The organism is Streptomyces sp. NPDC052396, from assembly GCF_044593195.1.
In the GTDB taxonomy this organism is placed as follows: Bacteria; Actinomycetota; Actinomycetes; order Streptomycetales; family Streptomycetaceae; genus Streptomyces.
The window spans coordinates 588,429-615,381 of the sequence record NZ_JBIUAW010000003.1 but is presented as its reverse complement, the minus strand read 5'-3'; the positions used below and the strand labels follow the sequence as shown (position 1 = coordinate 615,381).

26 protein-coding genes are annotated in these 26,953 nt (G+C 72.5%); 15 read left to right on the top strand and 11 right to left on the bottom strand.

Going from position 1 to position 26,953, the window contains the following annotated elements; genetic code table 11:
- Positions 1-158: 158 nt before the first annotated feature.
- The 10 genes from ACIHFE_RS11180 to ACIHFE_RS11135 all read left to right on the top strand — a co-directional run bounded on the left by ACIHFE_RS11180 (position 159) and on the right by ACIHFE_RS11135 (position 9,033).
- A complete protein-coding gene (locus ACIHFE_RS11180; protein ID WP_400105564.1) occupies positions 159-848 on the top strand; it encodes a two-component system response regulator in 690 nt (229 codons plus the stop codon).
- A 139-nt stretch (positions 849-987) separates the two neighbouring features.
- On the top strand, positions 988-3,672 hold the full coding sequence (locus ACIHFE_RS11175) for a DNA translocase FtsK (protein WP_400105563.1): 2,685 nt from the start codon (positions 988-990) through the stop codon (positions 3,670-3,672).
- Between the two features lie 158 nt (positions 3,673-3,830).
- Positions 3,831-4,637 carry a helix-turn-helix domain-containing protein gene (locus tag ACIHFE_RS11170; protein WP_400105599.1) on the top strand — a complete coding sequence of 269 codons (807 nt, stop codon included), beginning with the start codon at positions 3,831-3,833 and terminating at the stop codon, positions 4,635-4,637.
- 89 nt (positions 4,638-4,726) lie between these two features.
- Positions 4,727-6,211, top strand: coding sequence for a 30S ribosomal protein S12 methylthiotransferase RimO (rimO, locus tag ACIHFE_RS11165; RefSeq protein ID WP_400105562.1), 1,485 nt, complete (start codon positions 4,727-4,729; stop codon positions 6,209-6,211).
- Positions 6,208-6,834 (top strand): CDP-diacylglycerol--glycerol-3-phosphate 3-phosphatidyltransferase, encoded by a 627-nt coding sequence (pgsA, locus tag ACIHFE_RS11160; protein ID WP_400105561.1) that lies wholly within the window; start codon positions 6,208-6,210, stop codon positions 6,832-6,834. Before rimO ends, pgsA begins: the two co-directional genes overlap by 4 nt.
- Entirely contained in the window at positions 6,831-7,370 is a 540-nt protein-coding gene (locus tag ACIHFE_RS11155; protein ID WP_400105560.1) for a CinA family protein, read from the top strand. Before pgsA ends, ACIHFE_RS11155 begins: the two co-directional genes overlap by 4 nt.
- Positions 7,371-7,464: 94 nt before the next feature.
- Positions 7,465-7,848, top strand: coding sequence for a helix-turn-helix domain-containing protein (locus tag ACIHFE_RS11150; RefSeq protein ID WP_400105559.1), 384 nt, complete (start codon positions 7,465-7,467; stop codon positions 7,846-7,848).
- A 150-nt stretch (positions 7,849-7,998) separates the two neighbouring features.
- On the top strand, positions 7,999-8,469 hold the full coding sequence (locus tag ACIHFE_RS11145; protein WP_400105558.1) for a Dps family protein: 471 nt from the start codon (positions 7,999-8,001) through the stop codon (positions 8,467-8,469).
- A 58-nt stretch (positions 8,470-8,527) separates the two neighbouring features.
- Entirely contained in the window at positions 8,528-8,740 is a 213-nt protein-coding gene (locus ACIHFE_RS11140; protein ID WP_400105557.1) for a hypothetical protein, read from the top strand.
- 41 nt (positions 8,741-8,781) lie between these two features.
- The gene (locus tag ACIHFE_RS11135) at positions 8,782-9,033 is read left to right on the top strand and encodes a hypothetical protein (protein WP_400105556.1); all 252 of its coding nucleotides are present in this window, start codon (positions 8,782-8,784) and stop codon (positions 9,031-9,033) included.
- Here the strand turns inward: ACIHFE_RS11135 and ACIHFE_RS11130 are convergent.
- Complete coding sequence (locus tag ACIHFE_RS11130; protein WP_400105555.1) at positions 9,030-13,739, bottom strand: ATP-dependent helicase; 4,710 nt, start codon at positions 13,737-13,739, stop codon at positions 9,030-9,032. The genes ACIHFE_RS11135 and ACIHFE_RS11130 overlap by 4 nt on opposite strands.
- 78 nt (positions 13,740-13,817) lie before the next feature.
- Positions 13,818-14,726 carry a hypothetical protein gene (locus ACIHFE_RS11125; RefSeq protein ID WP_400105554.1) on the bottom strand — a complete coding sequence of 303 codons (909 nt, stop codon included), beginning with the start codon at positions 14,724-14,726 and terminating at the stop codon, positions 13,818-13,820.
- A gap of 108 nt (positions 14,727-14,834) precedes the next feature.
- Between ACIHFE_RS11125 and ACIHFE_RS11120 the strand changes: the two genes are divergently transcribed.
- The 3 genes from ACIHFE_RS11120 to recX all read left to right on the top strand — a co-directional run bounded on the left by ACIHFE_RS11120 (position 14,835) and on the right by recX (position 16,950).
- Positions 14,835-15,029 carry a DUF3046 domain-containing protein gene (locus tag ACIHFE_RS11120; RefSeq protein WP_400105553.1) on the top strand — a complete coding sequence of 65 codons (195 nt, stop codon included), beginning with the start codon at positions 14,835-14,837 and terminating at the stop codon, positions 15,027-15,029.
- A gap of 193 nt (positions 15,030-15,222) precedes the next feature.
- Positions 15,223-16,344, top strand: coding sequence for a recombinase RecA (recA, locus tag ACIHFE_RS11115; protein WP_400105552.1), 1,122 nt, complete (start codon positions 15,223-15,225; stop codon positions 16,342-16,344).
- Between the two features lie 6 nt (positions 16,345-16,350).
- Positions 16,351-16,950, top strand: coding sequence for a recombination regulator RecX (gene recX / locus ACIHFE_RS11110; RefSeq protein ID WP_400105551.1), 600 nt, complete (start codon positions 16,351-16,353; stop codon positions 16,948-16,950).
- 29 nt (positions 16,951-16,979) lie between these two features.
- Here the strand turns inward: recX and ACIHFE_RS11105 are convergent, their stop codons facing one another.
- The 8 genes from ACIHFE_RS11105 to ACIHFE_RS11070 all read right to left on the bottom strand — a co-directional run bounded on the left by ACIHFE_RS11105 (position 16,980) and on the right by ACIHFE_RS11070 (position 23,272).
- The gene (locus tag ACIHFE_RS11105) at positions 16,980-17,381 is read right to left on the bottom strand and encodes a rhodanese-like domain-containing protein (RefSeq protein WP_400105550.1); all 402 of its coding nucleotides are present in this window, start codon (positions 17,379-17,381) and stop codon (positions 16,980-16,982) included.
- Positions 17,378-17,929 (bottom strand): cysteine dioxygenase, encoded by a 552-nt coding sequence (locus ACIHFE_RS11100; protein ID WP_400105549.1) that lies wholly within the window; start codon positions 17,927-17,929, stop codon positions 17,378-17,380. Before ACIHFE_RS11100 ends, ACIHFE_RS11105 begins: the two co-directional genes overlap by 4 nt.
- Before the next feature lie 82 nt (positions 17,930-18,011).
- Positions 18,012-18,098, bottom strand: coding sequence for a putative leader peptide (locus ACIHFE_RS11095; RefSeq protein WP_400105598.1), 87 nt, complete (start codon positions 18,096-18,098; stop codon positions 18,012-18,014).
- Between the two features lie 32 nt (positions 18,099-18,130).
- On the bottom strand, positions 18,131-19,783 hold the full coding sequence (locus ACIHFE_RS11090; RefSeq protein ID WP_400105597.1) for an FAD-dependent monooxygenase: 1,653 nt from the start codon (positions 19,781-19,783) through the stop codon (positions 18,131-18,133).
- Between the two features lie 167 nt (positions 19,784-19,950).
- A complete protein-coding gene (locus ACIHFE_RS11085; RefSeq protein WP_400105548.1) occupies positions 19,951-20,862 on the bottom strand; it encodes an amino acid ABC transporter permease in 912 nt (303 codons plus the stop codon).
- Positions 20,859-21,509 carry an amino acid ABC transporter permease gene (locus tag ACIHFE_RS11080; RefSeq protein ID WP_400105547.1) on the bottom strand — a complete coding sequence of 217 codons (651 nt, stop codon included), beginning with the start codon at positions 21,507-21,509 and terminating at the stop codon, positions 20,859-20,861. Before ACIHFE_RS11080 ends, ACIHFE_RS11085 begins: the two co-directional genes overlap by 4 nt.
- A 20-nt stretch (positions 21,510-21,529) precedes the next feature.
- On the bottom strand, positions 21,530-22,450 hold the full coding sequence (locus ACIHFE_RS11075; protein ID WP_400105546.1) for a glutamate ABC transporter substrate-binding protein: 921 nt from the start codon (positions 22,448-22,450) through the stop codon (positions 21,530-21,532).
- 60 nt (positions 22,451-22,510) lie between these two features.
- Positions 22,511-23,272, bottom strand: a complete 762-nt coding sequence (locus ACIHFE_RS11070; protein ID WP_400105545.1) for an amino acid ABC transporter ATP-binding protein — start codon at positions 23,270-23,272, stop codon at positions 22,511-22,513.
- A 255-nt stretch (positions 23,273-23,527) separates the two neighbouring features.
- Between ACIHFE_RS11070 and ACIHFE_RS11065 the strand changes: the two genes are divergently transcribed.
- Positions 23,528-24,241 carry a response regulator transcription factor gene (locus ACIHFE_RS11065; protein WP_400105544.1) on the top strand — a complete coding sequence of 238 codons (714 nt, stop codon included), beginning with the start codon at positions 23,528-23,530 and terminating at the stop codon, positions 24,239-24,241.
- 14 nt (positions 24,242-24,255) lie between these two features.
- Positions 24,256-25,665 carry a sensor histidine kinase gene (locus ACIHFE_RS11060; protein WP_400105543.1) on the top strand — a complete coding sequence of 470 codons (1,410 nt, stop codon included), beginning with the start codon at positions 24,256-24,258 and terminating at the stop codon, positions 25,663-25,665.
- Here ACIHFE_RS11060 and ACIHFE_RS11055 read toward each other — a convergent pair.
- Positions 25,662-26,660: a TAXI family TRAP transporter solute-binding subunit gene (locus ACIHFE_RS11055; RefSeq protein ID WP_400105542.1), complete on the bottom strand. Its 999-nt coding sequence runs from the start codon at positions 26,658-26,660 to the stop codon at positions 25,662-25,664. The two genes, ACIHFE_RS11060 and ACIHFE_RS11055, sit on opposite strands and share 4 nt — an antisense overlap.
- Positions 26,661-26,953: the final 293 nt, after the last annotated feature.

Here is a 26,953-nt window from a genome sequence, read left to right as displayed (position 1 = left end):
TCGTGGTGACAGGGTGTGGTGACGGCCGGGGTGCGGCTACCATGACCGGCACAAGGACGGGCGGCGCAAGGGAGTCGTCCCCTGGGGCGGCGCCCGGAGCTTCCCCGAGCTCTTCGAGCAGGGGAGGCCCCGCGCCGGGGCGAGGAGGACGGGCGGCCATGGTGCAGAAGGCCAAGATCCTCCTGGTCGATGACCGGCCGGAAAATCTGCTCGCGCTGGAGGCCATCCTCTCGGCGCTCGATCAGACACTGGTGCGGGCATCGTCAGGGGAGGAAGCGCTCAAGGCGCTGCTGACGGACGACTTCGCGGTGATCCTGCTGGACGTCCAGATGCCTGGGATGGACGGTTTCGAGACCGCGGCGCACATCAAGCGGCGGGAGAGGACCCGGGACATCCCGATCATCTTCCTCACGGCCATCAACCACGGTCCGCACCACACCTTCCGCGGCTATGCCGCGGGAGCGGTGGACTACATCTCCAAGCCCTTCGACCCCTGGGTGCTGCGGGCCAAGGTCTCGGTCTTCGTCGACCTGTATATGAAGAACTGCCAGCTGCGCGAGCAGGCCTCGCTGCTGCGGCTGCAGCTGGAGAACGGCGGCCAGTCCGGCCGTGCGGGCGCGGCCGGGGCCGCGGAGCCCGCGGGGCTGCTCGCCGAGCTGTCGGCCCGGCTGGCGGCGGTGGAGGAGCAGGCCGAGGCGCTGTCCAAGCAGCTGGACGAGTCGGCGGACGCGGCCGCGGTGGCCACCGCGGCCCATCTGGAGCGCAAACTCAACGGTCTGCGACGGGCGCTGGACGCCCTGGAGCCGGGCGCCGGCAGCAGCGCACCGCCGGTTCCCTCGCAGACCTGAGGGCGCACGCCGTTTCGTCCCGCAAGGGCTTTCACCCGTTTGACGCTGCGTCACCGGCGCAATAGCGCCGGCCCGACACGAACGGGTGAACCCCTGGGCGCAGGTGTAACCACTCGTCAGCAACGGTAACCTCGGCATCATGGCCTCACGTACGTCCGGCAAGGGTTCCCAGAGCACGGCGGGCAACTCCAAGCAGCGCGCCGGACGCGCCCCGGGCGCCGCCGCCAAGAAGGCGGCCGCCCGGCCCGCCGGCAAGGCGCCCGCCCGGAAGCCCGCCGCCAAGAAGGCTGCCGCCAAACCGCCCGCCGGTGGTGCCCGCCGGGTCGGGCGCGGCATGGCCAAGGGGGTGGGCGTGGCCTTCCGGGGCGTGGGGCGGGGAGCCAAGGGCCTGGATCCCGCGCACCGCAAGGACGGGCTGGCGCTGCTGCTGCTGGGCCTGGCCCTGATCATCGCGGCCGGCACCTGGTCCAACCTCCAGGGACCGGTGGGCGATCTGGTGAAGATGCTGGTCACCGGGGCGTTCGGGCGGCTGGATCTGGTGGTGCCGATACTGCTGGCGGTGATCGCGGTACGGCTGTTCCGCCATCCCGAGCGGCCGGAGGCCAATGGACGGATCGTCATCGGGCTGTCCGCCCTGGTCGTCGGTGTCCTCGGGCAGGTCCATGTGGCCTGTGGATCGCCGGGCCGCGGCGATGGCTCCCGGGCGCTGCAGAACGCCGGCGGCCTGATCGGCTGGGCGGCCGCCAAGCCGCTGATCTACACGGTGGGCGAGGTGCTGGCGGTGCCGCTGCTGGTGCTGCTCACCGTCTTCGGGCTGCTGGTGGTCACCGCCACCCCGGTCAACGCCATCCCCCGCCGGCTGCGGCAGGCGGGCATAAGGCTCGGGGTGATCGAGCCCGGGCCCGGCGAGTACCCGGGGGAGTACGAGGAACCGGAGCACACCGCCGAGTGGCGCCAGGCGCCCGCCCGCCGTCCGCGCCGGCTGCCCGCCGCCGAGGAGGCGGATCCCGGCGCGTCCGAGGAGCAGGCGCTCGCCAGGCGCCGCCGCCCCCGCCGTGGCGCGGGGGAGCCGGACCCGGTGGACCTGGCCGCCGCGGCCGCCGCCGACCTGGACGGGGCGGTGCTGCACGGGGTGCAGCCCTCACCGCTGGTGGCCGGCCTCAGCAGCGGCATCTCGCCGGAGGAGCCCACGGCGGAGGTGCCGGCCAGACGCGGCGCCAAGGCCAGGAAGGGCAAGGAGGCCAGAGAAGCGGAGGAACAGCCGGGCTATGTCCCCGACTTGACCAAGCCCGCCCCCGAACCCTCCTCGGGGCTGCCGGCACGCGCCGAGCAGCTCCAGCTGGCGGGTGACATCACCTATGCGCTGCCCACCCTGGACCTGCTGGAGCGCGGTGGCCCGGGCAAGGCCCGCAGCGCCGCCAATGACGCCATAGTGGCCTCACTGACCACTGTCTTCGCCGAGTTCAAGGTGGACGCCGCGGTCACCGGCTTCACCCGGGGCCCGACGGTCACCCGCTACGAGGTGGAACTGGGCCCCGCGGTCAAGGTGGAGCGGATCACCGCGCTCACCAAGAACATCGCCTATGCGGTGGCCAGTCCGGATGTACGGATCATCAGCCCCATTCCCGGCAAGTCGGCCGTCGGCGTTGAAATCCCCAATACCGACCGGGAGATGGTCAATCTCGGCGATGTGCTGCGCCTGGCGGACGCGGCCGGTGACGAGCACCCAATGCTGGTGGCGCTGGGCAAGGACGTCGAGGGCGGCTATGTGATGGCCAACCTGACCAAGATGCCGCACATCCTGGTCGCCGGAGCCACCGGTTCCGGTAAGTCCTCCTGCATCAACTGCCTGATCACCTCGGTGATGGTGCGCGCCACCCCGGATGATGTGCGGATGGTGCTGATCGACCCCAAGCGCGTCGAACTCACCGCCTATGAAGGCATTCCGCACCTGATCACGCCGATCATCACCAACCCCAAGCGGGCCGCCGAGGCGCTGCAGTGGGTGGTGCGCGAGATGGACCTGCGCTACGACGACCTCGCCGCCTACGGCTTCCGGCACATCGACGACTTCAACGCCGCGGTGCGCGAGGGCAGGGTGAACCCGCCGGACGGCAGCGGGCGCGAACTGTCCCCGTACCCCTATCTGTTGGTGATCGTCGACGAGCTGGCGGACCTGATGATGGTGGCCCCGCGCGATGTCGAGGACTCCATCGTCCGCATCACCCAGCTCGCCCGGGCCGCCGGCATCCACCTGGTGCTGGCCACCCAGCGGCCCTCGGTGGACGTGGTCACCGGCCTGATCAAGGCCAATGTGCCGTCCCGGCTGGCCTTCGCCACCTCCTCGCTGGCCGACAGCCGGGTCATCCTGGACCAGCCGGGCGCCGAGAAGCTGATCGGCAAGGGCGACAGCCTCTTCCTGCCGATGGGCGCCGGCAAGCCGACCCGGATGCAGGGCGCCTTTGTCACCGAGGCCGAGGTGGCCTCGGTGGTGCGGCACTGCAAGGAACAGATGGCCCCGGTCTTCCGCGAGGACGTCACGGTCGGCACGGCCAGGAAGAAGGAGATCGACGAGGACATCGGTGACGACCTCGATCTGTTGTGCCAGGCCGCCGAGCTGGTGGTCTCCACCCAGTTCGGATCGACCTCCATGCTGCAGCGCAAATTGCGCGTGGGCTTCGCCAAAGCGGGCAGGCTCATGGACCTGATGGAGTCGCGCAACATCGTGGGTCCCAGCGAGGGCTCCAAGGCCCGCGATGTGCTCGTCAAGCCGGACGAGCTGGACGGGGTGCTCGCGATGATCCGCGGGGACGGCGGCTCCTGACGGGCCTTCGGCGGTGCCCGCGCCAGCGCCACCGGTGGCGCCGGTACGGCAGAGTCTTCTGATGGCGTACAAAGTCCGGCTTCCCGCTTGCCGGACGCTTTCGCATCCCCCCTAGACTGATATTCCAGCAGGTGGCTGCACGCTCGAAAGGCGCCCAGGTGTCCATCGGCAACTCTCCTCAGGAAGACGAACGGCCCTCCATCGGCCGCACCCTTCAGCAAGCCCGAATCAACGCCGGACTGACGGTGGATGAGGTCAGTTCCACCACCCGCGTACGCATTCCGATCATCCATGCGATGGAACAGGATGACTTCTCCCGTTGCGGCGGGGACGTCTACGCCCGGGGGCATATCCGCACCCTGGCGCGCGCCGTGGGCATCGACTCCACCGGGCTCATCGAGACCTACGACGCCGAGCGCGGCGGCCGCCCCCGGCCCAGCCAGGCCGCCCCCGTCTTCGAGGCCGAGCGGATCCGGCCCGAGCCCCGGCGCCCCAACTGGACGGCCGCCATGGTCGCCGCGATCGTGGCGGTGGTCGGCTTCGTCGGCTTCACCCTCTTCAACGGCGGAGCCGGGAACCAGGACGACCCGGTGGCGGCCGGCCCGTCGGCCACCCCCTCCAAGGCCCCCGGCAAGCCCAACGCCGCCAAGCCGTCCCGGCCCCGGCCGGAGCCCTCGGACAGCGCCATCGCCGGGGTCCCGGCGAACAAGGTGGTCGTCAAGCTCACCGCGGAAAAAGACCAGACCTGGATGTCCGCCAAGGACCACAACGGCAAGACTCTGGAGGAGGGCGTGCTCAAACGCGGCGCGTCCAAGACCTTCACCGACAGCAAGCGGATCGATCTGGTGCTGGGCAACGCCGGAGCCGTCCAGCTGTTCGTCAACGGCAAAGAGATCAAGAACGTCGGTGATGGCGGGCAGGTCCAGCGGCTCAGCTACACCCGGGGTGACCCGGTGGCCGGCTGACCGGCCGCCGGGTGCGCGGAGCCACCGGGTGACCAGGCTCTCCGCACTCGGCGGCCGAGGCGGCGCCGGGACAAAGTAGGCTGAGCCCTATGCCCGAACGCCGTACCGTCGCTCTTGTCACACTTGGCTGCGCCCGTAACGAGGTGGACTCGGAGGAGCTGGCAGGCCGCTTGGCGGCGGATGGCTGGGACCTCGTCGAGGACGCCGCCGACGCCGATGTGGCCGTGGTCAACACCTGTGGCTTTGTGGAGGCCGCCAAGAAGGACTCCGTCGACGCCCTGCTGGAGGCCAACGATCTGAAGGATCATGGTCGCACCCAGGCCGTGGTGGCCGTGGGCTGCATGGCCGAGCGCTACGGCAAGGAACTGGCCGAGGCGCTGCCCGAGGCCGATGGCGTGCTGGGCTTCGACGACTACGCCGATATCTCCGACCGGCTGCAGACCATCCTCTCCGGCGGCGTCCACGCCTCGCACACCCCGCGCGACCGGCGCAAGCTGCTGCCGATCAGCCCCGCCGAGCGCCAGAGCGCGGATGTCGCGCTGCCGGGCCACGCCCAGGACACCCCGCCCGCCGACCTGCCGGACGGCCTCGCCCCGGCCTCCGGGCCGCGGGCCCCGCTCCGCCGTCGCCTGGGCAGCAGCCCGGTGGCCTCGGTGAAGCTCGCCTCCGGCTGCGACCGGCGGTGCTCCTTCTGCGCCATCCCCTCCTTCCGCGGCTCCTTCATCTCCCGCCGCCCCTCCGATGTGCTGGCGGAGACCCGCTGGCTGGCGGAGCAGGGCGTCAAGGAGGTGATGCTGGTCTCCGAGAACAACACCTCCTACGGCAAGGACCTCGGGGACATCCGGCTGCTGGAGACCCTGCTGCCGGAGCTGGCGGCGGTGGACGGCCTGGAGCGGATCCGGGTCAGCTACCTGCAGCCGGCCGAGATGCGGCCCGGGCTGATCGACGTGCTGACCTCCACCGAGAAGGTGGCCCCCTACTTCGACCTGTCCTTCCAGCACTCCGCCCCCGGGGTGCTGCGGGCCATGCGCCGCTTCGGCGACACCGATCGTTTCCTGGAGCTGCTGGACACCATCCGCGGCAAGGCCCCCCAGGCCGGCGCCCGCTCCAACTTCATCGTCGGCTTCCCCGGCGAGAGCGAGGAGGACCTCGCTGAGCTGGAACGCTTCCTGTCCGAGGCCCGCCTGGACGCGATCGGCGTGTTCGGCTACTCCGACGAGGAGGGCACCGAGGCGGCCGGCTACCAGGACAAGGTGGACGAGGATGTGGTCGCCGAACGCCTGGCCCGCGTCTCCCGGCTGGCCGAGGAGCTGACCGCGCAGCGCGCCGAGGAGCGGATCGGCGAGACAATCGAAGTACTGGTCGAGAGGTTCGACGAGGAGGACGGCGTGCTCGGCCGGGCGGCCCACCAGGCCCCCGAGACCGACGGGCAGGTCCGGCTTCTCGTCGGCTCCATGGACACCGCTCCGGCCCCCGGCCGTATGGTCGTGGCCAAGGTGGTGGCGAGCGAGGGCGTCGATCTCATCGCCGAGCCGGTGGGAGACGGCGGGTGTACCGAGGAGGCGGGCAGATGAGCGGAGTCCCGGCCTCGGCCGCGGGCAGCCCCGCACCGGCGACGGCGCGGCGGCCGGCCCGGCTGTGGAACATCGCCAACATCCTCACCATGATCCGGCTGTGCCTGGTACCCGCCTTTGTGCTGCTGATGGTGCATGACGGGGGTGACGATCCGGCCTGGCGCTCCTTCGCCTGGGCCGCCTTCGCCGTCGCCATGATCACTGATCTCTTCGACGGTCACCTGGCCCGCTCGTACAACCTGGTCACCGACTTCGGCAAGATCGCCGACCCGATCGCCGACAAGGCGATCATGGGCGCGGCGCTGATCTGCCTCTCCGCCCTGCATGACCTGCCCTGGTGGGTCACCGGCGTGATCCTCTTCCGCGAGATCGGCATCACCCTGATGCGGTTCTGGGTGATCCGGCACGGCGTCATCCCGGCCAGCCGCGGCGGCAAGCTCAAGACGCTGTTCCAGGGCGTGGGCGTGGGGATGTACATCCTGCCGCTCACCGACTGGCTGGCCACCCTGCGGTTCTGGGTGATGGCCGTGGCCGTGGTGCTGACCGTGCTCACCGGGCTCGACTACATCCGCCAGGCCGTGGTGCTGCGCCGGGCCGCCCCGGCCGGGGAGCCGGAGCGTTGAGCGCGGCCGGTTCCGCCGGTGCCCGGCGGGCACTGGCGGCGCTGGAACGGGCGGGCCGGACGGTGGCCGTCGCCGAATCCCTCACCGGCGGCCTGGTCTCCGCCGCGCTGACCGCGGTGCCGGGGGCCTCCCGCACGGTGCGCGGCTCGGTGACCGCCTATGCCACCGAGGTCAAGCGTGAGGTGCTGGGTGTGGACGGGTCCCTGCTGGCCGAACACGGCGCGGTGGACGCCGAGGTGGCCCGGCAGATGGCCCGCGGGGTACGCGCACTGCTGGGCGCCGACTGGGGTCTGGCCACCACCGGTGTCGCCGGGCCCGAACCTCAGGACGGCAAGCCGGTGGGCACCGTCTTTGTGGCGGTGGCCGGTCCGGACGGCCGGGCGGCGGTACGCGCGCTCTCGCTGGCCGGGGACCGGGAGCGGATCAGGGCCCGGAGCACCGAGGCCGTTCTGGCGCTGCTGCTCAGCGAATTGGCGGGAAACGCGAGGGCACAGGATACGGAACACACGGGGGGGAATGGATGTTTGCAGCCCTGAGTGAACACGAGATAGCTCCCCGCACGGCCGCACCCCGAGGCGGTACGGTGGGGCGTGAAGGATCCGGATTCGCGGTCCAAGGAGGGAGCCACCGATGATTTTGCTCCGTCGCCTGCTGGGTGACGTGCTGCGTCGGCAGCGCCAGCGCCAGGGCCGCACTCTGCGCGAGGTCTCCTCATCCGCCAGGGTTTCGCTCGGGTATCTCTCCGAGGTCGAGCGCGGGCAGAAAGAGGCGTCCTCCGAGCTTCTCTCCGCAATCTGCGACGCTCTGGACGTACGGATGTCCGAGGTCATGCGCGAGGTGAGCGATGAGCTTTCGCTCGCCGAGCTGGCGCAGTCGGCGGCGGCGAGCGAGCCGGTACCCGCGCCGATGCGGCCGATGTTCAATTCGATGTCCGTGGCGTCCGTTACGGGCGTCCCCACCGAGCGCGTGACCATCAAGGCACCCGCGGAGGCCGTGGACGTGGTCGCGGCCTGACACCGTTCAACGGCGTCTGGGTTTTGTTCCCGGAGCCCCGGTCAGAAGCCTGACCGGGGCTCCGGTGCATTCCGGGCCCGATTCCCGCCCCTGTGTCATGGTGGGAAAACCGGGACCAATCCGATGCAACGCCTGAAGAGGAGAAAGCGGATGTCTGTTGTGAAGAGCCCGCTGCCCGAACAGGACCGCAAGACCGTCGGGGACGCCCTGCAGGGCGCGCTGGTCGACCTGGTGGATCTCTCCCTGGTCGCCAAGCAGGTCCACTGGACCGTGGTGGGGCCCCGGTTCCGTTCCGTCCACCTTCAGCTGGACGAGGTGGTGGCCTCGGCCCGGACCCATATGGACACCGTGGCCGAGCGGGCCTCGGCGCTGGGCCTCGCCCCGGACGGCCGGGCCGAGACGGTCGCCAAGACCAGTGGCATCGATCCGCTCGGCGGTGGCTGGACCAAGGACGCGGATGTGGTCCGCGTCATGGTCGAGGCGCTGGGCGCGGTGATCGGGCGGATGCGCGAGCGGATCCGGGCCACCGGGGAGCCGGACCCGGTGACCCAGGACATCCTGATCGGGCTCACCGCCGACCTGGAGAAGCACCACTGGATGTTCCAGGCGGAGAACGCCTGATCCGGGCGGTGTCCGGCGCCCGGTGGCGCACCCGGCCGGGGCAGGGTCTCCTGGGGACATGGACGAGCAGGCGGTGACCCGCTTCACCCAGGAGCTGATGCTCGTCTCGGAGCTCGACGAGCAGGCGGCCGGGGCCTTTGTCCGGGCCGTCTGTCTGGAGGGCGTGCACGAGGGCGAGCAACGGGTCCTGGTGGAACTGCACCGGCGCGACCGCAGGATCGAGGAACTGGAGCGGGAGTTGGCCCGCCTGGGCGGGCAACGGCCCGGCTGAGGGCGGTGCCGCCGGCGGTGGTCCGGTCCGAGGAGGCAGCCATGCCATGGCGCGGGATCCGGGGCCGGCACCGGCTGCGCAGGCCGGGCCGGCGGGCGCTCGCCCTGCTGGCCGGCGCCCTGTGGTGCGGGGCGGCCTGCTGGCCGCTGTGGGCGGCAGGCGGCCGGGACGGGGCGGTGGGCGGGCTGGTGCTCGCCGGCTGGGGGCTGAGCCTGCTGCCGGTGCACTGTGTGCCCCGCCCCAGGCGGGGTGAGGGCCGCTTCGGCGGCCACCGGCTCACCCGATCGGGCTAAGGGGCGCGCAGCCGCAGGCCCCGGGGAGTGGCATGGAAACCGGCCGCCTCCAGCAGGGCGCCCAGGGGAGAGGTGAGCGCGGCGGAGCCATTGACGCGCTCCACGGTGACGGTGCCCAGCGCGCCCGCCCGGGCCGCCTCGGCCAGGGCCATGGCGGCCTCCGTCAGCCCGGGGTCGTCCGCCGAGGGCTCTCCGGCCGCTTCGGCCGAGGGCCAGGCCAGCAGGGTCTTGCCGCCCCGCTCCACATAGAGGGCCGGCGCGCCGTCCACCAGGACCACCAGGGCACCGGCCTTGCGGCCCGGCTTGTGGGCGGCGCCGCCCGGCGGCTCCGGCCAGGGCAGGGCCGCGCCATAGGCGTTGGCCGGGTCCGCCGCGGCGAGCACCACCGCCCGCCGTCCGCCGCCGGGCACCGGGCCGGCCCCGGCCGCCCGCTCCCGGGCCGTGGCGGCCGCCCGCAGCCGGTCGATGGCGCCCTCCATGGCGAACTGGGCGGCGCCCAGGCCCTCGACCACATAGCCGCGCCGGGCCTGCCCGCTCTCCTCGAAGGCGGCGAGCACCCGGTAGGCCGCGGCGAAGCCGCCCTCGACGCCTTCCGCCTGCACGGCGCCCCGGGTGACCACGCCATGGCGGTCCAGCAGGGTGCGGGCCAGGGCGTGCGCCCGGTGGGTGGCATCGGGGGCGGGCGCGGGCAGCAGCGACCAGCGTCCGGCGACCGTGGGCGGGCCGCCCCGGGCGGCGGCCGGACGGTTGGCCAGACCGGTGCGGCCGGCGAAGGAGCCGTACCGGCCCCGGGGCACCGGACGCCTGGCGCGGTGCGCGGTGGAACCGGCGGTGCGGCCGGAGCCCAGCAGTGAACGCAGCGGCGCCAGCGTGTCATTGGTGAGCCGGCCGGACCAGGCCAGGTCCCACAGGGCGTCGGCGATCCGGGCCTCGGACCCGGCGGAGCCGTCGGCTTCGGGCAGCACGGTGTGCACCCGCTCGGCGATCTGCCGGAAGAACAGGCCGTAGCCGCCCGCGAGGGCGTCCAGCACGGCCTGGTGCAGCGGGGTGAGCTCCAGCGGATGCGGGGCGGGGAGCAGCAGCGGGGCCGTGTCGGCGGGCAGCAGGGTGATCCAGCCGTCCTTGCCGGGCAGCGCGCCGGCCCCGGCCCACACCACCTCGCCGGCGGCGGTGAGTTCATCGAGCATGGCGGGCCGGTAGTCGCTCACCCGGGCGGGCAGCACCAGCTTCTCCAGGGCGGAGGCGGGCACCGGCGCCCCCTGCAACTGCTCGATGGCGCGCAGCAGTCCGTCGATGCCGCGCAGCCCATGCCCGCCGATGTGCTGCCACTGCGGCAGGAAGGCGGCCAGCGCGGTGGGCGGCACCGGCTCCAGCTCCTGGCGCAGCGCGGCCAGCGAGCGGCGGCGCAGCCGGCGCAGCACGGCCGCGTCACACCACTCCTGGCCGATTCCCGAGGGGTGGAACTCGCCCTGGACAATACGGCCGTTCGCCGCCAGCCGGTGCAGGGCGCCGTCGGTCACCGCGGTGCCCAGGCCGAACCGGGCGGCGGCCCGGGCCGAGGTGAACGGGCCATGGGTGCGGGCGTACCGGGCCAGCAGATCGCCCAGCGGATCCCTGACCGGCTCGGTGAACGCCTCCGGCACGCCCACCGGCAGGGCGGTGCCCAGGGCGTCGCGCAGCCGGCCGGCGTCCTCGATGGCGGTCCAGTGCTCCCGGCCCGCGACGCGCACCCTGAGCGCCCGCCGGGCCTCGCCCAACTCCGTTGCCCACCCGGGCTCGGCGCCCCGCTCGGCCAGCTCGGCATCGGTGAGCGGGCCCAGCAGGCGCAGCAGATCGGCGACCCCCTCGGCGTCCTTGACCCGGCGGTCCTCGGTCAGCCACTGCAGTTCGCGCTCCAGCTCCGCCAGCACCTCGGCGTCCAGCAGCTCGCGCAGCTCGGCCTGGCCCAGCAGTTCGGCCAGCAGCCGGGAGTCCAGCGAGAGCGCGGCCGCCCGGCGCTCGGCCAGCGGGGAGTCGCCCTCGTAGAGGAACTGGGCGACATAGCCGAACAGCAACGAGCGGGCGAAGGGGGAGGGTTCGGGCGTGGTGACCTCGACCAGCCGGACCCGGCGGGCCTCGATGTCGCCCATCAGCTCGGTCAGCCCGGGGACGTCGAAGACATCCTGGAGGCACTCGCGGACCGCCTCCAGAACAATCGGGAAGGAGCCGAACTCACCGGCCACCTGGAGTAGTTGGGCGGCGCGCTGGCGCTGCTGCCACAGCGGGGTGCGCTTGCCGGGATTGCGGCGCGGCAGCAGCAGGGCGCGGGCGGCGCACTCCCGGAAGCGGGCGGCGAACAGGGCGGAGCCGCCCACCTGGTCGGTGACGATGCCGGAGATCTCCTCCTTGTCGAAGACCACATCGGCGGCGCCCATCGGGGACTGGCCGTCGTCGAACTCCGTTCCCCGCGCGGCCGGTTCGGTGTCCAGCAGGTCCAGGCCCAGCAGGTCGGCGTCGGGCAGGCGCAGCACAATGCCGTCGTCGGCGTGCATCACCTGGGCGTCCATGCCATAGCGCTCGGTGAGCCGGGCGCCCAGCGCCAGCGCCCAGGGGGCGTGCACCTGGGCGCCGAAGGGGGAGTGCACCACCACCCGCCAGTCGCCCAGCTCATCGCGGAAGCGTTCCACCACGATGGTGCGGTCATCGGGCACATGGCCGCAGGCGCGGCGCTGTTCATCGAGGTAGGACAGCACATTGCCGGCGGCGCGGGCGTCCAGCCCGGCGGCGGTGAGCCGCCGGCGGCCGGCCTTCTCGTCCAGTGCGCCCACCTCGCGCAGGAACGCGCCCAGCGCACGGCCCAGTTCCAGCGGGCGGCCCAGCTGGTCGCCCTTCCAGAACGGCAGCCTGCCGGGCACGCCGGGGGCGGGAGTGACCAGGACCCGGTCGCGGGTGATGTCCTCGATCCGCCAGGAGGTGGTGCCCAGGGTGAACACATCTCCCACCCGGGACTCATAGACCATCTCCTCGTCCAGTTCACCGACGCGGCCGCCGCCCTTCTTTGGGTCGGCGCCGGCCAGGAAGACACCGAACAGGCCGCGGTCGGGGATGGTGCCGCCGGAGGTGACGGCCAGCCGCTGGGCTCCGGGGCGCCCGGTGACCGTGCCGGCCACCCGGTCCCACACCAGGCGGGGCCGCAGCTCCGCGAAGGCGTCGGAGGGATAGCGGCCGGCGAGCATGTCCAGCACGCCGGTGTAGGCGGATTCGGGGAGGGCGGCGAAGGGGGCGGCCCGGCGTACCACCGCCAGCAGCTCGTCCACGTCCCAGGTGTCCATGGCGGTCATGGCGACGATCTGCTGGGCCAGCACGTCCAGCGGGTTGGCGGGCACCCGCAGCGCCTCGATGGCCCCCTGGCGCATCCGCTCGGTCACCACGGCCGCCTGCACCAGATCGCCGCGGTACTTGGGGAAGACCACCCCGGTGGAGACGGCGCCCACCTGGTGTCCGGCGCGGCCCACGCGCTGCAGTCCGGAGGCGACCGAGGGCGGGGACTCCACCTGGACCACCAGGTCGACCGCGCCCATGTCGATGCCCAGCTCCAGGCTGGAGGTGGCCACCACGGCCGGCAGCCGGCCCGCCTTGAGGGCCTCCTCGACCTGGGCCCGCTGCTCCTTGGAGACCGAGCCGTGATGGGCCCGGGCGATCACGGCGGAGGCGCCGGCGGCCGCGCCGGAACCGCCCATCAGCTGGGCGGGGGAGTGGTGTTCGGGCAGCGGCTCACCGGTGGCCCGCTCATGGGCGATCTCGTTGAGCCGGTTGCACAGCCGCTCGGCCAGGCGGCGGGAGTTGGCGAAGACGATGGTGGAGCGGTGCGCCTGCACCAGGTCGGTGATGTGCTCCTCGACATGGGGCCAGATCGAGGGCTTCTCGCGGTCGTCGCCCTCCCGCACCGGGGAGGCACCCAGCTCGCCCAGGTCCTCCACCGGCACGACCACCGAGAGGTCGAACTCCTTGCCCGAGGGCGGCTGGACGACCTCCACCCGGCGCCGCGGGGAGAGATAGCGGGCCACCTCGTCGACCGGCCGGACGGTGGCGGACAGGCCGATGCGGCGGGCGGGGCGGGGCAGCAGCTCGTCCAGCCGCTCCAGGGACAGCGCCAGGTGGGCGCCGCGCTTGGTGCCGGCCACCGCGTGCACCTCGTCGAGGATGACGGTCTCCACCGAGGTGAGCGCCTGGCGGGCGGCGGAGGTGAGCATCAGGAACAGCGACTCGGGCGTGGTGATCAGGATGTCCGGCGGGCGGCTGACCAGGGCGCGGCGCTCGGCCGCCGGGGTGTCGCCGGAGCGGATACCGACGGTGATCTCCGGCTCCGGCAGCCCCAGGCGCACCGCCTCCTGGCGGATTCCGGTGAGCGGGCTGCGCAGATTGCGCTCCACGTCCACCGCGAGGGCCTTGAGCGGGGAGATGTACAGCACCCGGCAGCGCTTGGCGCGCTCGGCCGGCGGCGGGTTGCCGGCCAGCCGGTCCAGCGAGGCGAGGAAGGCGGCCAGTGTCTTGCCGGAGCCGGTGGGCGCGACGACCAGCACATCGGAGCCCCGGCCGATCGCCCGCCAGGCTCCGGCCTGGGCGGCGGTGGGCGCGGTGAAGGCTCCCGTGAACCAGGAGCGGGTCGCGGGAGAGAACTCCGAGAGCGCGGCGGCCGGGTCCGCCGCCGCCGAGTCGTCCGTCATGCACCCCATCGTGCACCGCACCACTGACAACGCCGCCGAGCGGCAGGTCAGGGGCGGTTTCGGCAGGGGGCGGGCCGGCTAGACCGGGCGGCCGTGGGCGCGCAGGGTCAGCAGGGCCTCGATGGTGGCCAGCGGGCGGTGTTCCAGTTCCGCGGCCGGTGCCCAGGAGCGGTGGTGCGCCGGCCAGCCGCCGTCCTCCCCCTGGGCCGCGGCCAGGTGGTCCAGGGAGCGGGTCAGTTCGGCGTCGGTGAACCAGGGGCGGGCCAGTGAGGCGGGGGTGCGCACCAGGTCGTGCGGGAAGCAGGGCCCGTCCGCCTCCGGGCCGGGCCGGTGTCCGGGGCCGGGGTCCAGGACGGCCAGCCGCTGCTCGCGCACCGCCCGGCCCAGCCGGTCGGCGGCCGCTTCGGCGCGCGGCCGGTCCGGGACGCCGTCCAGGAAGTCGACCGCCGCCCGGACCTCCCGGGGATGCGGCCGGCCGTTGGCCGCCAGGGCGTTCACGGCCGCCCAGCAGAAGTCGGTGGCCCGGAACAGCCAGGCGTGCCAGACCGCGTTGCGGTGCAGCAGGCCCACCACCGGGCCGGTGGTGAGCAGGGAGCTGGGCGGGTCCTCGGTCAGCGGGAACCAGGGCGCGGCCGGGTGGCCGCGCAGTGAGGGGTGCAGGGCGGGCAGGGCGCCGTCCGGGGTGGAGACGGCGGTCAGATAGCGGCAGACCGGCTCCGCCCGCCGGCCGCCGCAGCGGCCGATCTCGTCCAGCACCCGCAGCGCGTGGGCGGTGTGCAGGGGCTGGCTCACCGGGCCGCGCAGGTCCGGGTCCAGGGCGTGGCCGTAGCCGCCGTCGTCGAGCCGGTAGGCCGTCAGGGCCGCCTCGACGGGCTCCGGGCCGCCGCCGAGGAAGTGGAAGGCGAATCTGCGTTGTTCGAGCACACGGGCGGTCAGCCAGACGAAGTGCGCGGCACGGGCCGCGGCGGATGCTCCGGAGGGGGCCATGCACAAGACCGTAGGGCGCGAAGCGGCGCGCGGTCAGCGGCTGGAGCCCGGCTGCACCCGCAGGGGCGGCTGGCCGGGTGCCCCCGGTTGACGCCGTACGCTGCGGATATGAAGTTGACCGTCTTCTGGCAGCGTATGGCCGACCACTTCGGCCCGGCGTACGCCGACTCCTTTGCCCGTGATCATGTGATGTCCGAGCTCGGCGGCCGCACCGTGCGCCAGGCGCTGGACGCCGGCTGGGAGGCCAAGGACGTGTGGCGTGCGGTGTGCCGGGCGGTGGACGTGCCGGCCGACAAGCGCTGACCCGGCGCCGCCGGGGTGTGGCGTGCTTGACACAAAAATCGAACATCCATTCTGATTGGGGTCCGCGGCTGGCCCGGTAAACCTCCCGTAATGGCATTTCCGCAGGTCAGAGCGGCGTCCGGGCCCATTGTCAGTGGCAGGCGTTAGCGTCATGGACGTGAAGCGATCGACTCAAGCGAACCGGGTGGAACCCATGGCAGGCACCGACCGCGAGAAGGCGCTGGACGCCGCGCTCGCACAGATTGAACGGCAGTTCGGCAAGGGCGCCGTGATGCGCCTGGGTGAGCGCCCCAACGAGCCCATCGAGGTCATCCCCACCGGGTCGACCGCGCTGGACGTCGCCCTCGGCGTGGGCGGGCTGCCCCGCGGCCGGGTGGTCGAGGTGTACGGACCGGAGTCCTCCGGTAAGACCACGCTGACCCTGCACGCGGTGGCCAACGCCCAGCGGGCGGGCGGCACGGTGGCCTTCGTGGACGCCGAGCACGCGCTCGACCCCGAGTACGCCAAGAAGCTGGGCGTCGACATCGACAACCTGATCCTGTCCCAGCCGGACAACGGCGAGCAGGCGCTGGAGATCGTCGACATGCTGGTCCGCTCCGGCGCGCTCGACCTGATCGTCATCGACTCCGTGGCGGCCCTGGTGCCCCGCGCGGAGATCGAGGGCGAGATGGGCGACTCCCATGTCGGCCTCCAGGCCCGCCTGATGAGCCAGGCGCTCCGGAAGATCACCAGCGCGCTCAACCAGTCCAAGACCACCGCGATCTTCATCAACCAGCTCCGCGAGAAGATCGGCGTGATGTTCGGCTCCCCCGAGACCACCACCGGTGGCCGGGCGCTGAAGTTCTACGCCTCGGTGCGCATCGACATCCGCCGCATCGAGACGCTCAAGGACGGCACGGAGGCGGTCGGCAACCGAACCCGTTGCAAGGTCGTCAAGAACAAGGTCGCCCCGCCCTTCAAGCAGGCCGAGTTCGACATCCTCTACGGCCAGGGCATCAGCCGTGAGGGCGGCCTGATCGACATGGGTGTGGAGCACGGCTTTGTCCGCAAGGCCGGTGCCTGGTACACCTACGAGGGCGACCAGTTGGGCCAGGGCAAGGAGAACGCCCGCAACTTCCTCAAGGACAACCCCGACCTGGCCAACGAGATCGAGAAGAAGATCAAGGAGAAGCTGGGCGTGGGCGTGCGCCCGGAGGCTCCGGGCGAGGAGCCGGGCGCGGACGCGGCCGGGGCGGCCGCGGGCGAGCCGGCCAAGTCGGTTCCGGCACCGGCGGGCAAGTCCACCAAGGCGGCCAAGGCGACGGCCAAGGGCTAAGGCCTGATGACGCGACGAAGCGAGTTCGCCGAGCCGTACGCGGACGACCATGCGGGCGGTGGCGCCCCGGCCCCGTCGAGGGCCGGGGACGGGGCGCCGCCGTCACCGGAGGAGCAGGCGCGGGCGATCTGTCTGCGCCTGCTCACCGGATCCCCGCGCACCCGCAGGCAGCTGGCCCAGGCGCTGGCCAGGCGCGGCATCCCCGAGGAGGCCGCCCAGGAGGTGCTGTCCCGCTTCGAGGACGTGGGGCTGATCGACGACGCGGCCTTCGCGGGCGCCTGGGTGGAGTCCCGGCACCATGGCCGCGGGCTGGCCCGGCGGGCGCTGGCACGCGAGTTGCGCACCAAGGGGGTGGACTCGGCGGTCATCGAGGAGGCGGTCGGACAGCTGGACTCCGAGCAGGAGGAGCGCACCGCCCGGGAGCTGGCCGAGCGCAAACTCCGCGCCACCCGCGGCCTGGAGCGGGAGAAGCGCATCCGCCGGCTGGTGGGGATGCTCGCCCGCAAAGGGTATGGCGAGGGCCTCGCCATACGCGTGGTGCGGGAGGCGCTCGCGGCGGAGGGCGAGGACGAGGAGCTGCTGGACGCCTTTCTCGCCCCGGAGTAGGGGCGGTTGGCCCGGCAGCGGCCGCCCGGTCAGCACCCGGGGTGCGCCCGGACGCCGGGTGGTGTCACCGGCAGGCCCGCCGCCCGCCACGCCTGGAAGCCGCCCACCAGGTCGGTGGCCCGGTGCAGCCCCAGCCGCCGCAGCGAGTCGGCCGCCAGCGAGGAGGCATAGCCCTCGTCACAGATCACGACCACCCGCAGGTCATGGCCACGGGCCTCGGCCGCCCGGTGCGCACAGCAGGGGTCCAGGCGCCACTCCAGCTCATTGCGCTCCACCACCAGCGCCCCGGGGATCGTCCCGTCCCGCTCGCGCAGCGCGGCATAGCGGATGTCCACCAACAGGCCGCCGCCGGACTGGACTTGGGCCGCCTCGGCCGGACTCAACCGGTCAAGTCCGCTACGGGCCAGGGCCAGCAGCTCCTCCACCCTCATGCCCACTCCCGGGGCCACTCCACCTGCTCCAGCCGCAGCACCCGGCCGGTCCGGCTGTAGCGGCGCATCATGGGCAGCGGCGGATGGTAGGCGTGCACCGACACCGCGTGCTCCCCCTCCGAGGGGTTGAACATCTGGTGGACATGGTGCGGCCCGAAAGCCCGTCCCTGACCGCCGGCCAGCCGCCGCTCCCGGTCCACGCCATCCGCCAGTTCCAGCAGTTTCCAGCCCTCGGTGGGCAGTTGGGCGGCCAGCGACTGCTCGGTCAGGGTGCCCGCCGCCATGGCGAAGGCACCGCTGGAGCCGCCGTGGTCGTGCCAGCCGGTGCCCGCCCCGGGCGGCCAGCCGATCAGCCATGCCTCCGCGCCGGAGGGGCCGGGCAGCCGGACCCAGGTGCGGCCCTGGGGATCCAGTGGCAGGGCGGCGATCAGGGCCTGGTCGGCGGCGATCGCGGCAGCGAAGCGGAGCAGGTCCTTCGGCGAAGGGGGACCGGAGAGCGAGGGGGAAGGCGCGCCGGAGCGCGCGGAGGTGTGCACGGGAAAAGGCATGGCAACCGTCCTGGGTGATCGCTGAGAGCGCGCGGCGGTCAACTCCCGGCCGCGCCAGGGGATATGTCCGGAGACATAGGGATCAGCAGGACGGACGACAGCAGCAGCCCGCGTAGCGGAGCAGGTCCACATGGACCCTCCGCCAGAACCGCGCGCCGCCGTCATTCATGGCCGGAGTCAACCATCCGGTCCGATGGCCGGTCAACGCTTGGCCGTAGCCTCACTGGGTTCCGCCGCGCGCAGCGCCGGCGCCCGGTCCACGGCCCGCTCCTCGGCCGGGCGCACCGCGCCGGCCGGGCCCCCGCGCACCGCGTCCGCGCAGGCGTACAGCTCCGCGGGCCGCACTCCGGCCAGCGCCGCCACCAGATGGCCGTCCGGCCGCACCACCAGCACCGTGTGCGCCGCCGCTCCCGGATAGCTCTCGGCCACCAGCAGTTCCGAGCGGACCGGAAGCGCTCCCACCGCCGCCGCCAGCGAGGGCATCAGCCCGGCGCCCATCCAGTGCCGCCGCTCCCACACCCCCGTACCGGGAGCGACCAGCACCACCAGCAGATCGCCGTCCAGGCGGTCCCGCAGCCGCACCGTGGAGCCGTCCGGCGCGGTCACCGGCACATCGAGCACCGGAGCACCCACCGCGGTGTCCACCGCCGCCGAGCCGGCCGGCTCGGCTCCCGGCGCCAGCGGCGTACGGTCGTACACCGGGGGTGCGGCCAGTGCCCCGCGCCCCAAGTGCCCTTCGGAGAGCAGCAGATCATGCCCGCGCGCGGTGCCGGGCACCACCGTACGCCGTACCGTGCGCCAGCCGCCGTCGCCGCGCACCGCCGGCAGGGCCCGGTCCGCCGCGCGCAGCCGCCGGCCGACCGCTGTCCGGCGCTCGGCCTGGTAGCTGTCGAGCAGGGTCTCGGAGGCGCCGTGGTGCCAGGCCAGGGCCAGCTTCCAGGCGAGGTTCCCGGCGTCCCGCAGCCCCTCGTCCACCCCGTGCACGCCCAGCGCGCCCAGCAGATGGGCGGCGTCCCCGGCCAGGAAGACCCGGCCGCCGCGCCAGCGGCGGGCCAGCCGGTGGTGCACGGTGTGCACTCCGGTGTCCAGCAGTTCATAGGACGGCAGTTCGCCGCACCACAGGGTCAGCGAGTCGGCGATACGGGCCAGCAGATCCTGGGGGGTGACCAGTTCGCCGTCCGGCGGCAGCGGCCAGTCCAGCCGCCACGCCCCGTCCGGCAGCGGGCGCGCCGTCACCTCCCCGCCCCGGGCGGGCGCGCGGTGCAGCACCGCCTCGCCGGGCCAGGGCAGTTGGGCGCGCAGCGCCGCGACCGCGTACCGCTCCACCGCGGTACGGCCCGGGAAGCGCGCGCCCAGCAGCTTGCGCACCACCGAGCGGGCGCCGTCACAGCCCACCAGGTAACTCGCCCGCCAGATCTCCTGGTTGCCGCCGCGGGTGTGCACGGTGACCCCCGAGGCGTCCTGGCGCAGCAGGGTCAGCCGGGTGCCGGGGACGATCCGTACGTTCTCCGCGCCGTCCAGCGCGGCCCGCAGTCCCTCGGTCAGGGTGTGCTGCGGCAGGTGCGCGGGGGAGGGCTCGTCCTCGCCGAACTCCACCCGGGTGAGCAGCGAGCGGCGGTGCAGGGTGCGCCAGGCCGTCCACCGCGCGTCCCCGGGCCCGGTGAAGCCCAGCCGCTCCAGCATGGCCAGGGTGTCCGGCCGCAGCACGGCGGTGCGCGCCAGGCGCCGCTCACCCTGGCCGGTGCCCCCGTCCGGGGCCTCGTCCAGGACCACCACCGGCACCTGACGCCGGGCCAGGCCCAGGGCCAGCGCCAGGCCGGCCGGGCCGGCCCCGTTGACGATCACCGGGTCCACGGGGCACCGGAACACGGGAGAGGGAACAGCTCGATCACAGAACGTATGCAACCCATTGCCACCGCATGCGTCAAGTGATCAGAGGCCGCCGAGCGGTGCGCCGGTGGCGTACGCCCCGCCGTCCGGTCATGGCCGACGGGGCGTCACTCCTGGGCCTCGCGCGGGGGCTAGGAGGCGTCCGCGCCGGAGCCGCCCGGTCCGCCGCCGGGGGCGCTGTGCCCGGGATCGGCCATGACGGCCGCCCCGGTGGCGGCCGGCGGCACCGGGGCGCCCTTGCGGGAGCGCTGGGTGCGCCGTTCGACCCAGGTGGCCAGGCCGGAGAGGGCCAGGCAGAGCAGGATGTAGATCGAGCCGAAGACGATCACCATCGGGATGAAGGCGTAGACGCCGTTCACCGGCGTCAGTTGCTGGGCGAAGGCCTTGCCGACGAACAGCAGCTCCTCGTAGAGGATGATGAAGCCCAGCGAGGTGTCCTTGAGGGTGACCACCAGCTGGCTGATGATCGACGGCAGCATGGAGCGGACCGCCTGGGGCACCAGAATGCCCGCCATCACCTGGGTCTTGCGCAGCCCCAGGGCGTAGGCGGCCTCGCTCTGCCCGCGGGGCACCGCGTTGATGCCGGAGCGGAAGATCTCCGCCTGGACCGAGCCGTTGTAGAGCACCAGGCCGAGCACCAGCGCCCACATGGGGTCGGTGGTGAAGACCGCCGCGGACAGCAGGAAGATCATGATCAGCAGCGGCATGGCGCGGAAGAACTCCACCACCACGGTGGCCGCCCAGCGCACCGCCCGGTGGTCCGACAGCCGGCCGGTGGCCAGCAGGGCACCCAGCGCCAGCGACAGCGCCCCGGCGATGGCGAAGGTCTTGAGCGTGGTGAGCAGGCCGTCCAGGATGCGGTGCTGGGTGTCGGTGTACTCATAGGTGGACCACAGCCCGGACTGGAACTGCCCGGTGTCGTCCAGCCGGTAGCCGATAAAGGCCAGCAGGCCCAGGATGGCCAGCACGGAGAGGACGCCGTAGATCCGGTTGCGGGCCCGGGCCTTGGGGCCCGGGGCGTCGTAGAGCACGCTCGCGCTCATCGGACCACCGCCAGCCGGTTCTCCAGCAGCCGGAACAGGCCGCTGATGGCGAAGGTGATGACCAGGTAGCACAGGGCGATCCAGAGGAAGATCACGTAAATGTTGTAGCCCTGGTCGGAGTTGAGGCCCTTCTGCACCGAGGCCAGTTCGCCCACATTGAACCCGGAGGCGATGGCGGTGTTCTTGGCCAGCGCGATCATCAGGCTGCCGATGGGCGGTATCGCGGTGCGCACCGCCTGGGGCAGCACCACCTGGCCCAGGGTCTGGCTGAAGGTCATGCCGATCGAACGGGCCGCCTCGGCCTGTCCGACCGGCACCGTGTTGATGCCGGAGCGGACCGCCTCGCAGATGAACGCCGAGGTGTAACTGCCCAGAGCCAGCACGGCCAGCCAGAAGTCATCCCAGCCCTTGAGGCCCAGCGCGGGCAGCCCCAGGGTGACCGTCAGGAACAGCAGCACCAGCGGGGTATTGCGCAGCAGGGTCACCCAGGCGGTGCCGAAGGCGCGCAGCGCGGGCACCGGGGAGACGCGGAACGCGGCGATCAGGGTGCCCAGCAGCAGCGCCAGCAGCCCGCTGTACGCCGTCAGTTCGACGGTTTTGAGGAAACCCTCGCGGAATTCCGCGAAGTTGTCCGAGAGAACGTTCACGTCAGTCCCCCGCGCCGCGCTCAGTACCGGTCGACCGCAGGCGGGTTGGGGGCGGCGGCGCCGGAAAGGCCCAGGGTGGCGTCGTAGGCCCGCTTCCAGTCGCCGTTCTTCTCATGGGCCTCGATGGCCTTGTTCACCGCCTCGCGCAGCGCCTTGTCGTCCTTCTTCAGGCCGACGCCATAGGGCTCGGTGGAGAAGGGATGGCCCACCACCTTCAGCGCGCCCTTGTTCTGCGCGGCATAGCCCTTGAGGATGGCGTCATCGGTGGTGACCGCGTCCACCTGGCCGTTGACCAGCTGCTGCACACACAGCTGGTAGACATCCTGGGCCTTGGCCTCGGCCACGCCGTACTTGGGCTCCTTGATCCGCTTGAGCGGGGTGGAACCGGTGGCCGAGCAGACCTTCTTGCCCTTGAGGTCGTCCGGCCCCTTGATGGAGCTGTCCTGCTTCACCAGCAGGTCCTGCCCGGCGATGTAGTACGGCCCGCCGAAGCCCACCTGCTTCTTGCGCTCGTCGTTGATGGTGTACGTGCCGACGTACAGGTCGACGCCGCCGGCCTCGATCTGGGTTTCCCGGGCCGCGGAGACCACCGTCTTCCATTTGATGTGGTCCTCGTCGAAGCCCAGATCGGCCGCGATCATCCGGGCGATCTCCACATCGAAGCCGGTGCGCTTCTTGGTGCTGGGGTTCTCGAAGCCCAGGCCCGGCTGGTCGGCCTTGGTGCCGATGGTGATGGTCTTGCCCTTGATCTTCTCGAAGACCGGGGAGCCCTTGACCTCGGCCGAGCCATTGACCTGGTAACTGGGCGCCGCCGGGGCGGTCTTGCCGTCGCTGGGCTTGTCCTTGTTGTCATCGGGGCTGCCGGACTTGCCGCAGGCGGTCGCGGTCACGGAGAGCGCCAGCACCACGGCGCCCACCGCGGCGGTCTTGCGGAGCTTCATGGTGAACTTCCTTTACGTCTGCGGTCGGTGGCCTGCGCGGGTGGTTCGGTGCGAGGTTGCTCAGTGGTGCAGGATCTTGGACAGGAAGTCCTTCGCCCGGTCGCTGCGCGGATTGCTGAAGAACTGGTCCGGTGCGGCCTCCTCGACGATCCGGCCGTCCGCCATGAAGACCACGCGGTTGGCGGCCGAGCGGGCGAAGCCCATCTCATGGGTGACCACGATCATCGTCATGCCGTCCCGCGCGAGTTGCCGCATCACCTCCAGCACCTCGTTGATCATCTCCGGGTCCAGCGCCGAGGTCGGCTCGTCGAACAGCATCACCTTGGGATCCATGGCCAGGGCGCGGGCGATGGCCACCCGCTGCTGCTGGCCACCGGAGAGCTGAGCCGGATACTTGTCCGCCTGGGCGCCCACACCCACCCGGTCCAGCAGGGTGCGCGCGGTGGCCTGGGCCGAAGTGCGGTCCTTCTTACGGACCTTGACCTGGCCCAGGGTGACGTTCTCCAGCACGGTCTTGTGCGCGAAGAGGTTGAAGGACTGGAAGACCATGCCCACATCCGCGCGCAGCCGGGCCAGTTCCCGGCCCTCCTGCGGCAGCGGCCGGCCGTCGATGGTGATGGTCCCGGAGTCGGTGGTCTCCAGCCGGTTGATGGTGCGGCACAGGGTGGATTTCCCGGAACCGGAGGGTCCGATGACCACCACCACCTCGCCTCGGGCGATGGTGAGGTCGATGTCCTGGAGCACATGCAGCGCCCCGAAGTGCTTGTTCACCTTGTCCAGGACGACCAGCGCGTCCGCGTTGTCGGCCGGTGCTTCGCTCATCGGCGCCCCTCGCTCCGTCCTCCTCGGTTGAGAGGGAACCCTAATGAGCCGTGACAACCAGCGTCATTACATCTGAGCTGAAATTGAGCATAACGATCCGATCGCAAACGGACACTCTGTGTGAAGGGGGCGCGAGGAGCGCGTGCGCGGAGTACCGGCTGAATAACGGAAGCCTCGTGGGCGCCCGGTGGCTCTTGACGTAACCGGCCCGTATCGGAGTGGATGCGGTGTGCAACGCAGCCGCGCGGAGGGCCGATGAGACTGCTGCTCGTGGAGGACGACGACCATGTCGCCGCGGCGCTGTCCGCCGTGCTGGCCCGGCATGGCTTCACGGTCACCCACGCCCGCAGCGGCGAGGAGGCGCTCAAGGCGCTGCTGCCGGACGCCGCACCGCCGTTCGGCGTGGTCCTGCTCGACCTGGGCCTGCCCGACCAGGACGGCTTCGAGGTCTGCGGCCGGATCCGCAGGCGCACTGGCATCCCGGTCATCATGGTCACCGCGCGGGCCGACACCCGATCCAAGATCCATGGCCTCAACCTGGGCGCCGACGACTATGTGGTCAAGCCCTATGACACCGGGGAGTTGCTGGCCCGGATCCACGCGGTGGCCCGGCGCAACCCGCCGGCCGCCGGTACCGGCACCGGCACCGAACTCCCCGGCGACCAGAGCCCGCCGCCGCTGCGGCTGGGGCCGCTGACCATCGAACTCCCCACCCGGCGGGTGGCGGTGCACGGCGTCACCGTCCCGCTCACCCGCAAGGAGTTCGACCTGCTGGCGCTGCTGGCCCAGCGGCCCGGGGTGGTGTTCCGCCGGGAGCAGATCATCAGCGAGGTGTGGCGCACCAGTTGGGAGGGGACCGGGCGCACCCTGGAGGTGCATATCGCCTCGCTGCGCTCCAAGCTGCGCATGCCGGCCCTGATAGAGACGGTGCGCGGGGTGGGCTACAAAATCGTGGTCCCCGCGGCGTAGGGGCCGCCACGACCATGCGTGCCCGACTGCTGCCCCTGCTGATCGTGCTGATGGCCGGCGTGCTGCTGGCCCTGGGATTCCCGCTGGCCGGCGGCATGGCCGCGGTCGACCAGCAACGGGTGGTGGTGGACCGGCTCGATGACACCGCGCGCTTCGCCGCGCTCGCCCAGTACATCGCCACCCCGCCCTATGAGGCGTCCGCCGAGACCGACGAGCGGCAGTTCACCCTGCAGAAGGAACTCGACCGCTATCAGAGCCTGTACGGGATAAGGGCCGGGGTCTTCCGCCGTGACCGGGGCGCGCTGGCCGTGGCCCCCAAGGGGTGGGCGGTGCCGGACGGCGGCGAGGGGCGGCGGGCCTTCGACGAGGCGCTGGCCGGGCGCCGCAGCCATGACCCGCCCCGGGTGTGGCCCTGGCGGCGCACCCGGCTGGCCATCGCCTCGCCGGTGATCCGGGACGGGGATGTGATCGCGGTGGTGGTCACCGACTCGCCCACCGGCGCGCTGCGTTCGCGCATCCTGCACAAATGGCTGCTGCTGGTGGCGGGCGAGACGGCGGCGATGCTGCTGGCCGTGGCGGCGGCGGTGCGGCTGACCGGCTGGGTGCTGCGCCCGGTGCGCACCCTGGACGCGGCCGCCCACTCCATGGCCACCGGCCGGATGAACTCCCGGGTCAGGGTGGACAGCGGGCCGCCGGAACTGCGCACCCTGGCCCGGTCGTTCAATGAGATGGCCGGTCATGTGGAGGAGGCGCTGGAGCAGCAGCGCGCCTTTGTCGCCGACGCCTCGCACCAGTTGCGCAATCCGCTCGCTGCCCTGCTGCTGAGGATCGATCTGCTGGCCCTGGACCTCCCCGAGGGGCATGCGGAGATCGCCTCGGTGCGTGCCGAGGGCAAGCGGCTGGCCCGGGTCCTGGACGACCTGCTGGACCTGGCGCTGGCCGAGCACAGCGATGCCGACCTGCGGCTGACCGACATCGCCGAGCTGGTCACCGACCGGGTGGGGGCCTGGGCGCCGGTCGCCGCCCGGGAGCGGGTGGCGCTGGAGGTCCGGGGCGCGGCGGCGGCCACCGGCTGGGCCGATCCGATAGCGCTGTCCAGCGCGCTGGACGCGGTGCTGGACAACGCGCTGAAGTTCACCCCCGGCGGTGGCCGGGTGGAGGTGGCCGTGGCGCTCGCCGGGGACACCGTCGCGGTCACGGTGGCCGACGGGGGGCCGGGCCTGACCGAGGAGGAGCTCACCCGCGTCGGCGACCGCTTCTGGCGCAGCAACCGCCACCAGAACATCACCGGTTCAGGGCTCGGGCTGTCCATCGCCCGCGCCCTGCTCACCGCGGGCGGGGCCACCCTGGGCTACGCCCCCAACCGGCCGCGGGGGCTCCGGGCAACCATCGCGGTGCCACGCGAACCACCCGCCGCTCACTAGGGTTTGACCGATACGTAGTAGCGGCGGGCGCCGGTGTGCAGCGGCAGGGGATCGGTGAAGACCGCGGTGCGCAGGTCCACCAGCTGGGCGGCGTGCACCTGGGCGCCGATCCGGTCCCGGCTCTGGATCACGGTACGGGTGACGTTCTCGGTGAGCACCGGGTCGGTGTGGTCCATGGTGACCAGCAGATTGGCCACCGCGATGGACTTCACCGTCCGGGCGGCGCCCAGCTCCCGGTAGGCGTCGGCGGGCATGGTGGCCGCCCGGTAGAACCGCGTCTGCCGCCCCAGCAGGTGCAAGGGGCCGACCAGGTCATCGAGTTGGACCAGCCGGATGGGCAGCCGGGTGCCCAGTGTCTGGATCGCGCCGGTGGGCAGCCCGCCGGACCAGAAGAACGCGTCGACCTCCTGGTGCTCCAGCAGGCCCGGACTGCGGTCGATGCCCACCGGGACCGGGGTGAGGTCCCGGTCGAAGTCCAGCCCGGCGGCCTTCAGCAGCCGCCGGCTGATCAGCTGCACCCCCGAGCCCCGGGCGCCCACGCCCACCCGCAGGCCCTTCAGGTCGCGCACCGACCTCACCGGTGAGTCCTGGCGCACCACCAGCTGGATGTAGTCGTCGTACAGCCGGGCGCAGGCCCGCAGCCGGGCGGCGCCGGGCAGGCCCCGGTCCAGGTAGTCGGCCACCGAGTCGGCGGTGGCGATGGTGAAGTCCGCCCGGCCGGTGGCCAGTTGGCGCAGATTGTCCAGGGAGCCCTTGCTGGGCCTGAGGCGTACGTCCAGGGCGGGCAGGTCCTGGGCCAGGTCCTGTTTGAGGAGCTCGCCGTAGCGCGCGTAGACCCCGGTGCGTACCCCGGTGGCGATGGCGATCCGGCCCCCGACGGGGGGAGTCTGTGGCCGGCTCACCAGCCACCAGCCCAGCAGGCTCAGCAGTACGGCGGCCGCGGCGCCCGCCCTCAGGGCGCGGCGCCGGCCGAAGTGCGGCAGCCGGGGAGCCATATGCGGATCCTGCCAGGGCCGCGACCGGGTGCCAACTCCCCGGGCCCGGGTCGGTTTTGAGCCAACCGCCATAGACGCATGTGACGATTCGGGCAGGTGACACGGGTGGGGCTTTTGTTGACGCTGGCCGGGTGGTAGGACTGCACTGCGCCGAGCGAGCGGCGGTATGGACGACGGGGGATCCATGAGTACGTCGCAGTCGCGGGGACGACGGGGACGCCAACGGCCGCGCACCCCAGGGGCTTTGCCCAGCCCATGACGCCCGGCGGGCCGCCGTGCCCCGCGGGCACCGG

Bases quoted from the DNA above. Each gene is read 5' to 3' on its own strand.
- pgsA (WP_400105561.1), top strand. From the start codon at position 6,208: ATGAGCGGAGTCCCGGCCTCGGCCGCGGGCAGCCCCGCACCGGCGACG.
- recX (WP_400105551.1), top strand. From the start codon at position 16,351: ATGACGCGACGAAGCGAGTTCGCCGAGCCGTACGCGGACGACCATGCG.
- ACIHFE_RS11175 (WP_400105563.1), top strand. From the start codon at position 988: ATGGCCTCACGTACGTCCGGCAAGGGTTCCCAGAGCACGGCGGGCAAC.
- ACIHFE_RS11075 (WP_400105546.1), bottom strand. From the start codon at position 22,450: ATGAAGCTCCGCAAGACCGCCGCGGTGGGCGCCGTGGTGCTGGCGCTC.
- ACIHFE_RS11085 (WP_400105548.1), bottom strand. From the start codon at position 20,862: ATGAGCGCGAGCGTGCTCTACGACGCCCCGGGCCCCAAGGCCCGGGCC.
- ACIHFE_RS11065 (WP_400105544.1), top strand. From the start codon at position 23,528: ATGAGACTGCTGCTCGTGGAGGACGACGACCATGTCGCCGCGGCGCTG.
- ACIHFE_RS11105 (WP_400105550.1), bottom strand. From the start codon at position 17,381: ATGAGGGTGGAGGAGCTGCTGGCCCTGGCCCGTAGCGGACTTGACCGG.
- ACIHFE_RS11060 (WP_400105543.1), top strand. From the start codon at position 24,256: ATGCGTGCCCGACTGCTGCCCCTGCTGATCGTGCTGATGGCCGGCGTG.
- ACIHFE_RS11135 (WP_400105556.1), top strand. From the start codon at position 8,782: ATGCCATGGCGCGGGATCCGGGGCCGGCACCGGCTGCGCAGGCCGGGC.
- ACIHFE_RS11140 (WP_400105557.1), top strand. From the start codon at position 8,528: ATGGACGAGCAGGCGGTGACCCGCTTCACCCAGGAGCTGATGCTCGTC.
- ACIHFE_RS11070 (WP_400105545.1), bottom strand. From the start codon at position 23,272: ATGAGCGAAGCACCGGCCGACAACGCGGACGCGCTGGTCGTCCTGGAC.
- ACIHFE_RS11125 (WP_400105554.1), bottom strand. From the start codon at position 14,726: ATGGCCCCCTCCGGAGCATCCGCCGCGGCCCGTGCCGCGCACTTCGTC.
- ACIHFE_RS11180 (WP_400105564.1), top strand. From the start codon at position 159: ATGGTGCAGAAGGCCAAGATCCTCCTGGTCGATGACCGGCCGGAAAAT.
- ACIHFE_RS11130 (WP_400105555.1), bottom strand. From the start codon at position 13,739: ATGACGGACGACTCGGCGGCGGCGGACCCGGCCGCCGCGCTCTCGGAG.
- rimO (WP_400105562.1), top strand. From the start codon at position 4,727: ATGCCCGAACGCCGTACCGTCGCTCTTGTCACACTTGGCTGCGCCCGT.
- recA (WP_400105552.1), top strand. From the start codon at position 15,223: ATGGCAGGCACCGACCGCGAGAAGGCGCTGGACGCCGCGCTCGCACAG.
- ACIHFE_RS11145 (WP_400105558.1), top strand. From the start codon at position 7,999: ATGTCTGTTGTGAAGAGCCCGCTGCCCGAACAGGACCGCAAGACCGTC.
- ACIHFE_RS11095 (WP_400105598.1), bottom strand. From the start codon at position 18,098: ATGAATGACGGCGGCGCGCGGTTCTGGCGGAGGGTCCATGTGGACCTG.
- ACIHFE_RS11055 (WP_400105542.1), bottom strand. From the start codon at position 26,660: ATGGCTCCCCGGCTGCCGCACTTCGGCCGGCGCCGCGCCCTGAGGGCG.
- ACIHFE_RS11150 (WP_400105559.1), top strand. From the start codon at position 7,465: ATGATTTTGCTCCGTCGCCTGCTGGGTGACGTGCTGCGTCGGCAGCGC.
- ACIHFE_RS11120 (WP_400105553.1), top strand. From the start codon at position 14,835: ATGAAGTTGACCGTCTTCTGGCAGCGTATGGCCGACCACTTCGGCCCG.
- ACIHFE_RS11100 (WP_400105549.1), bottom strand. From the start codon at position 17,929: ATGCCTTTTCCCGTGCACACCTCCGCGCGCTCCGGCGCGCCTTCCCCC.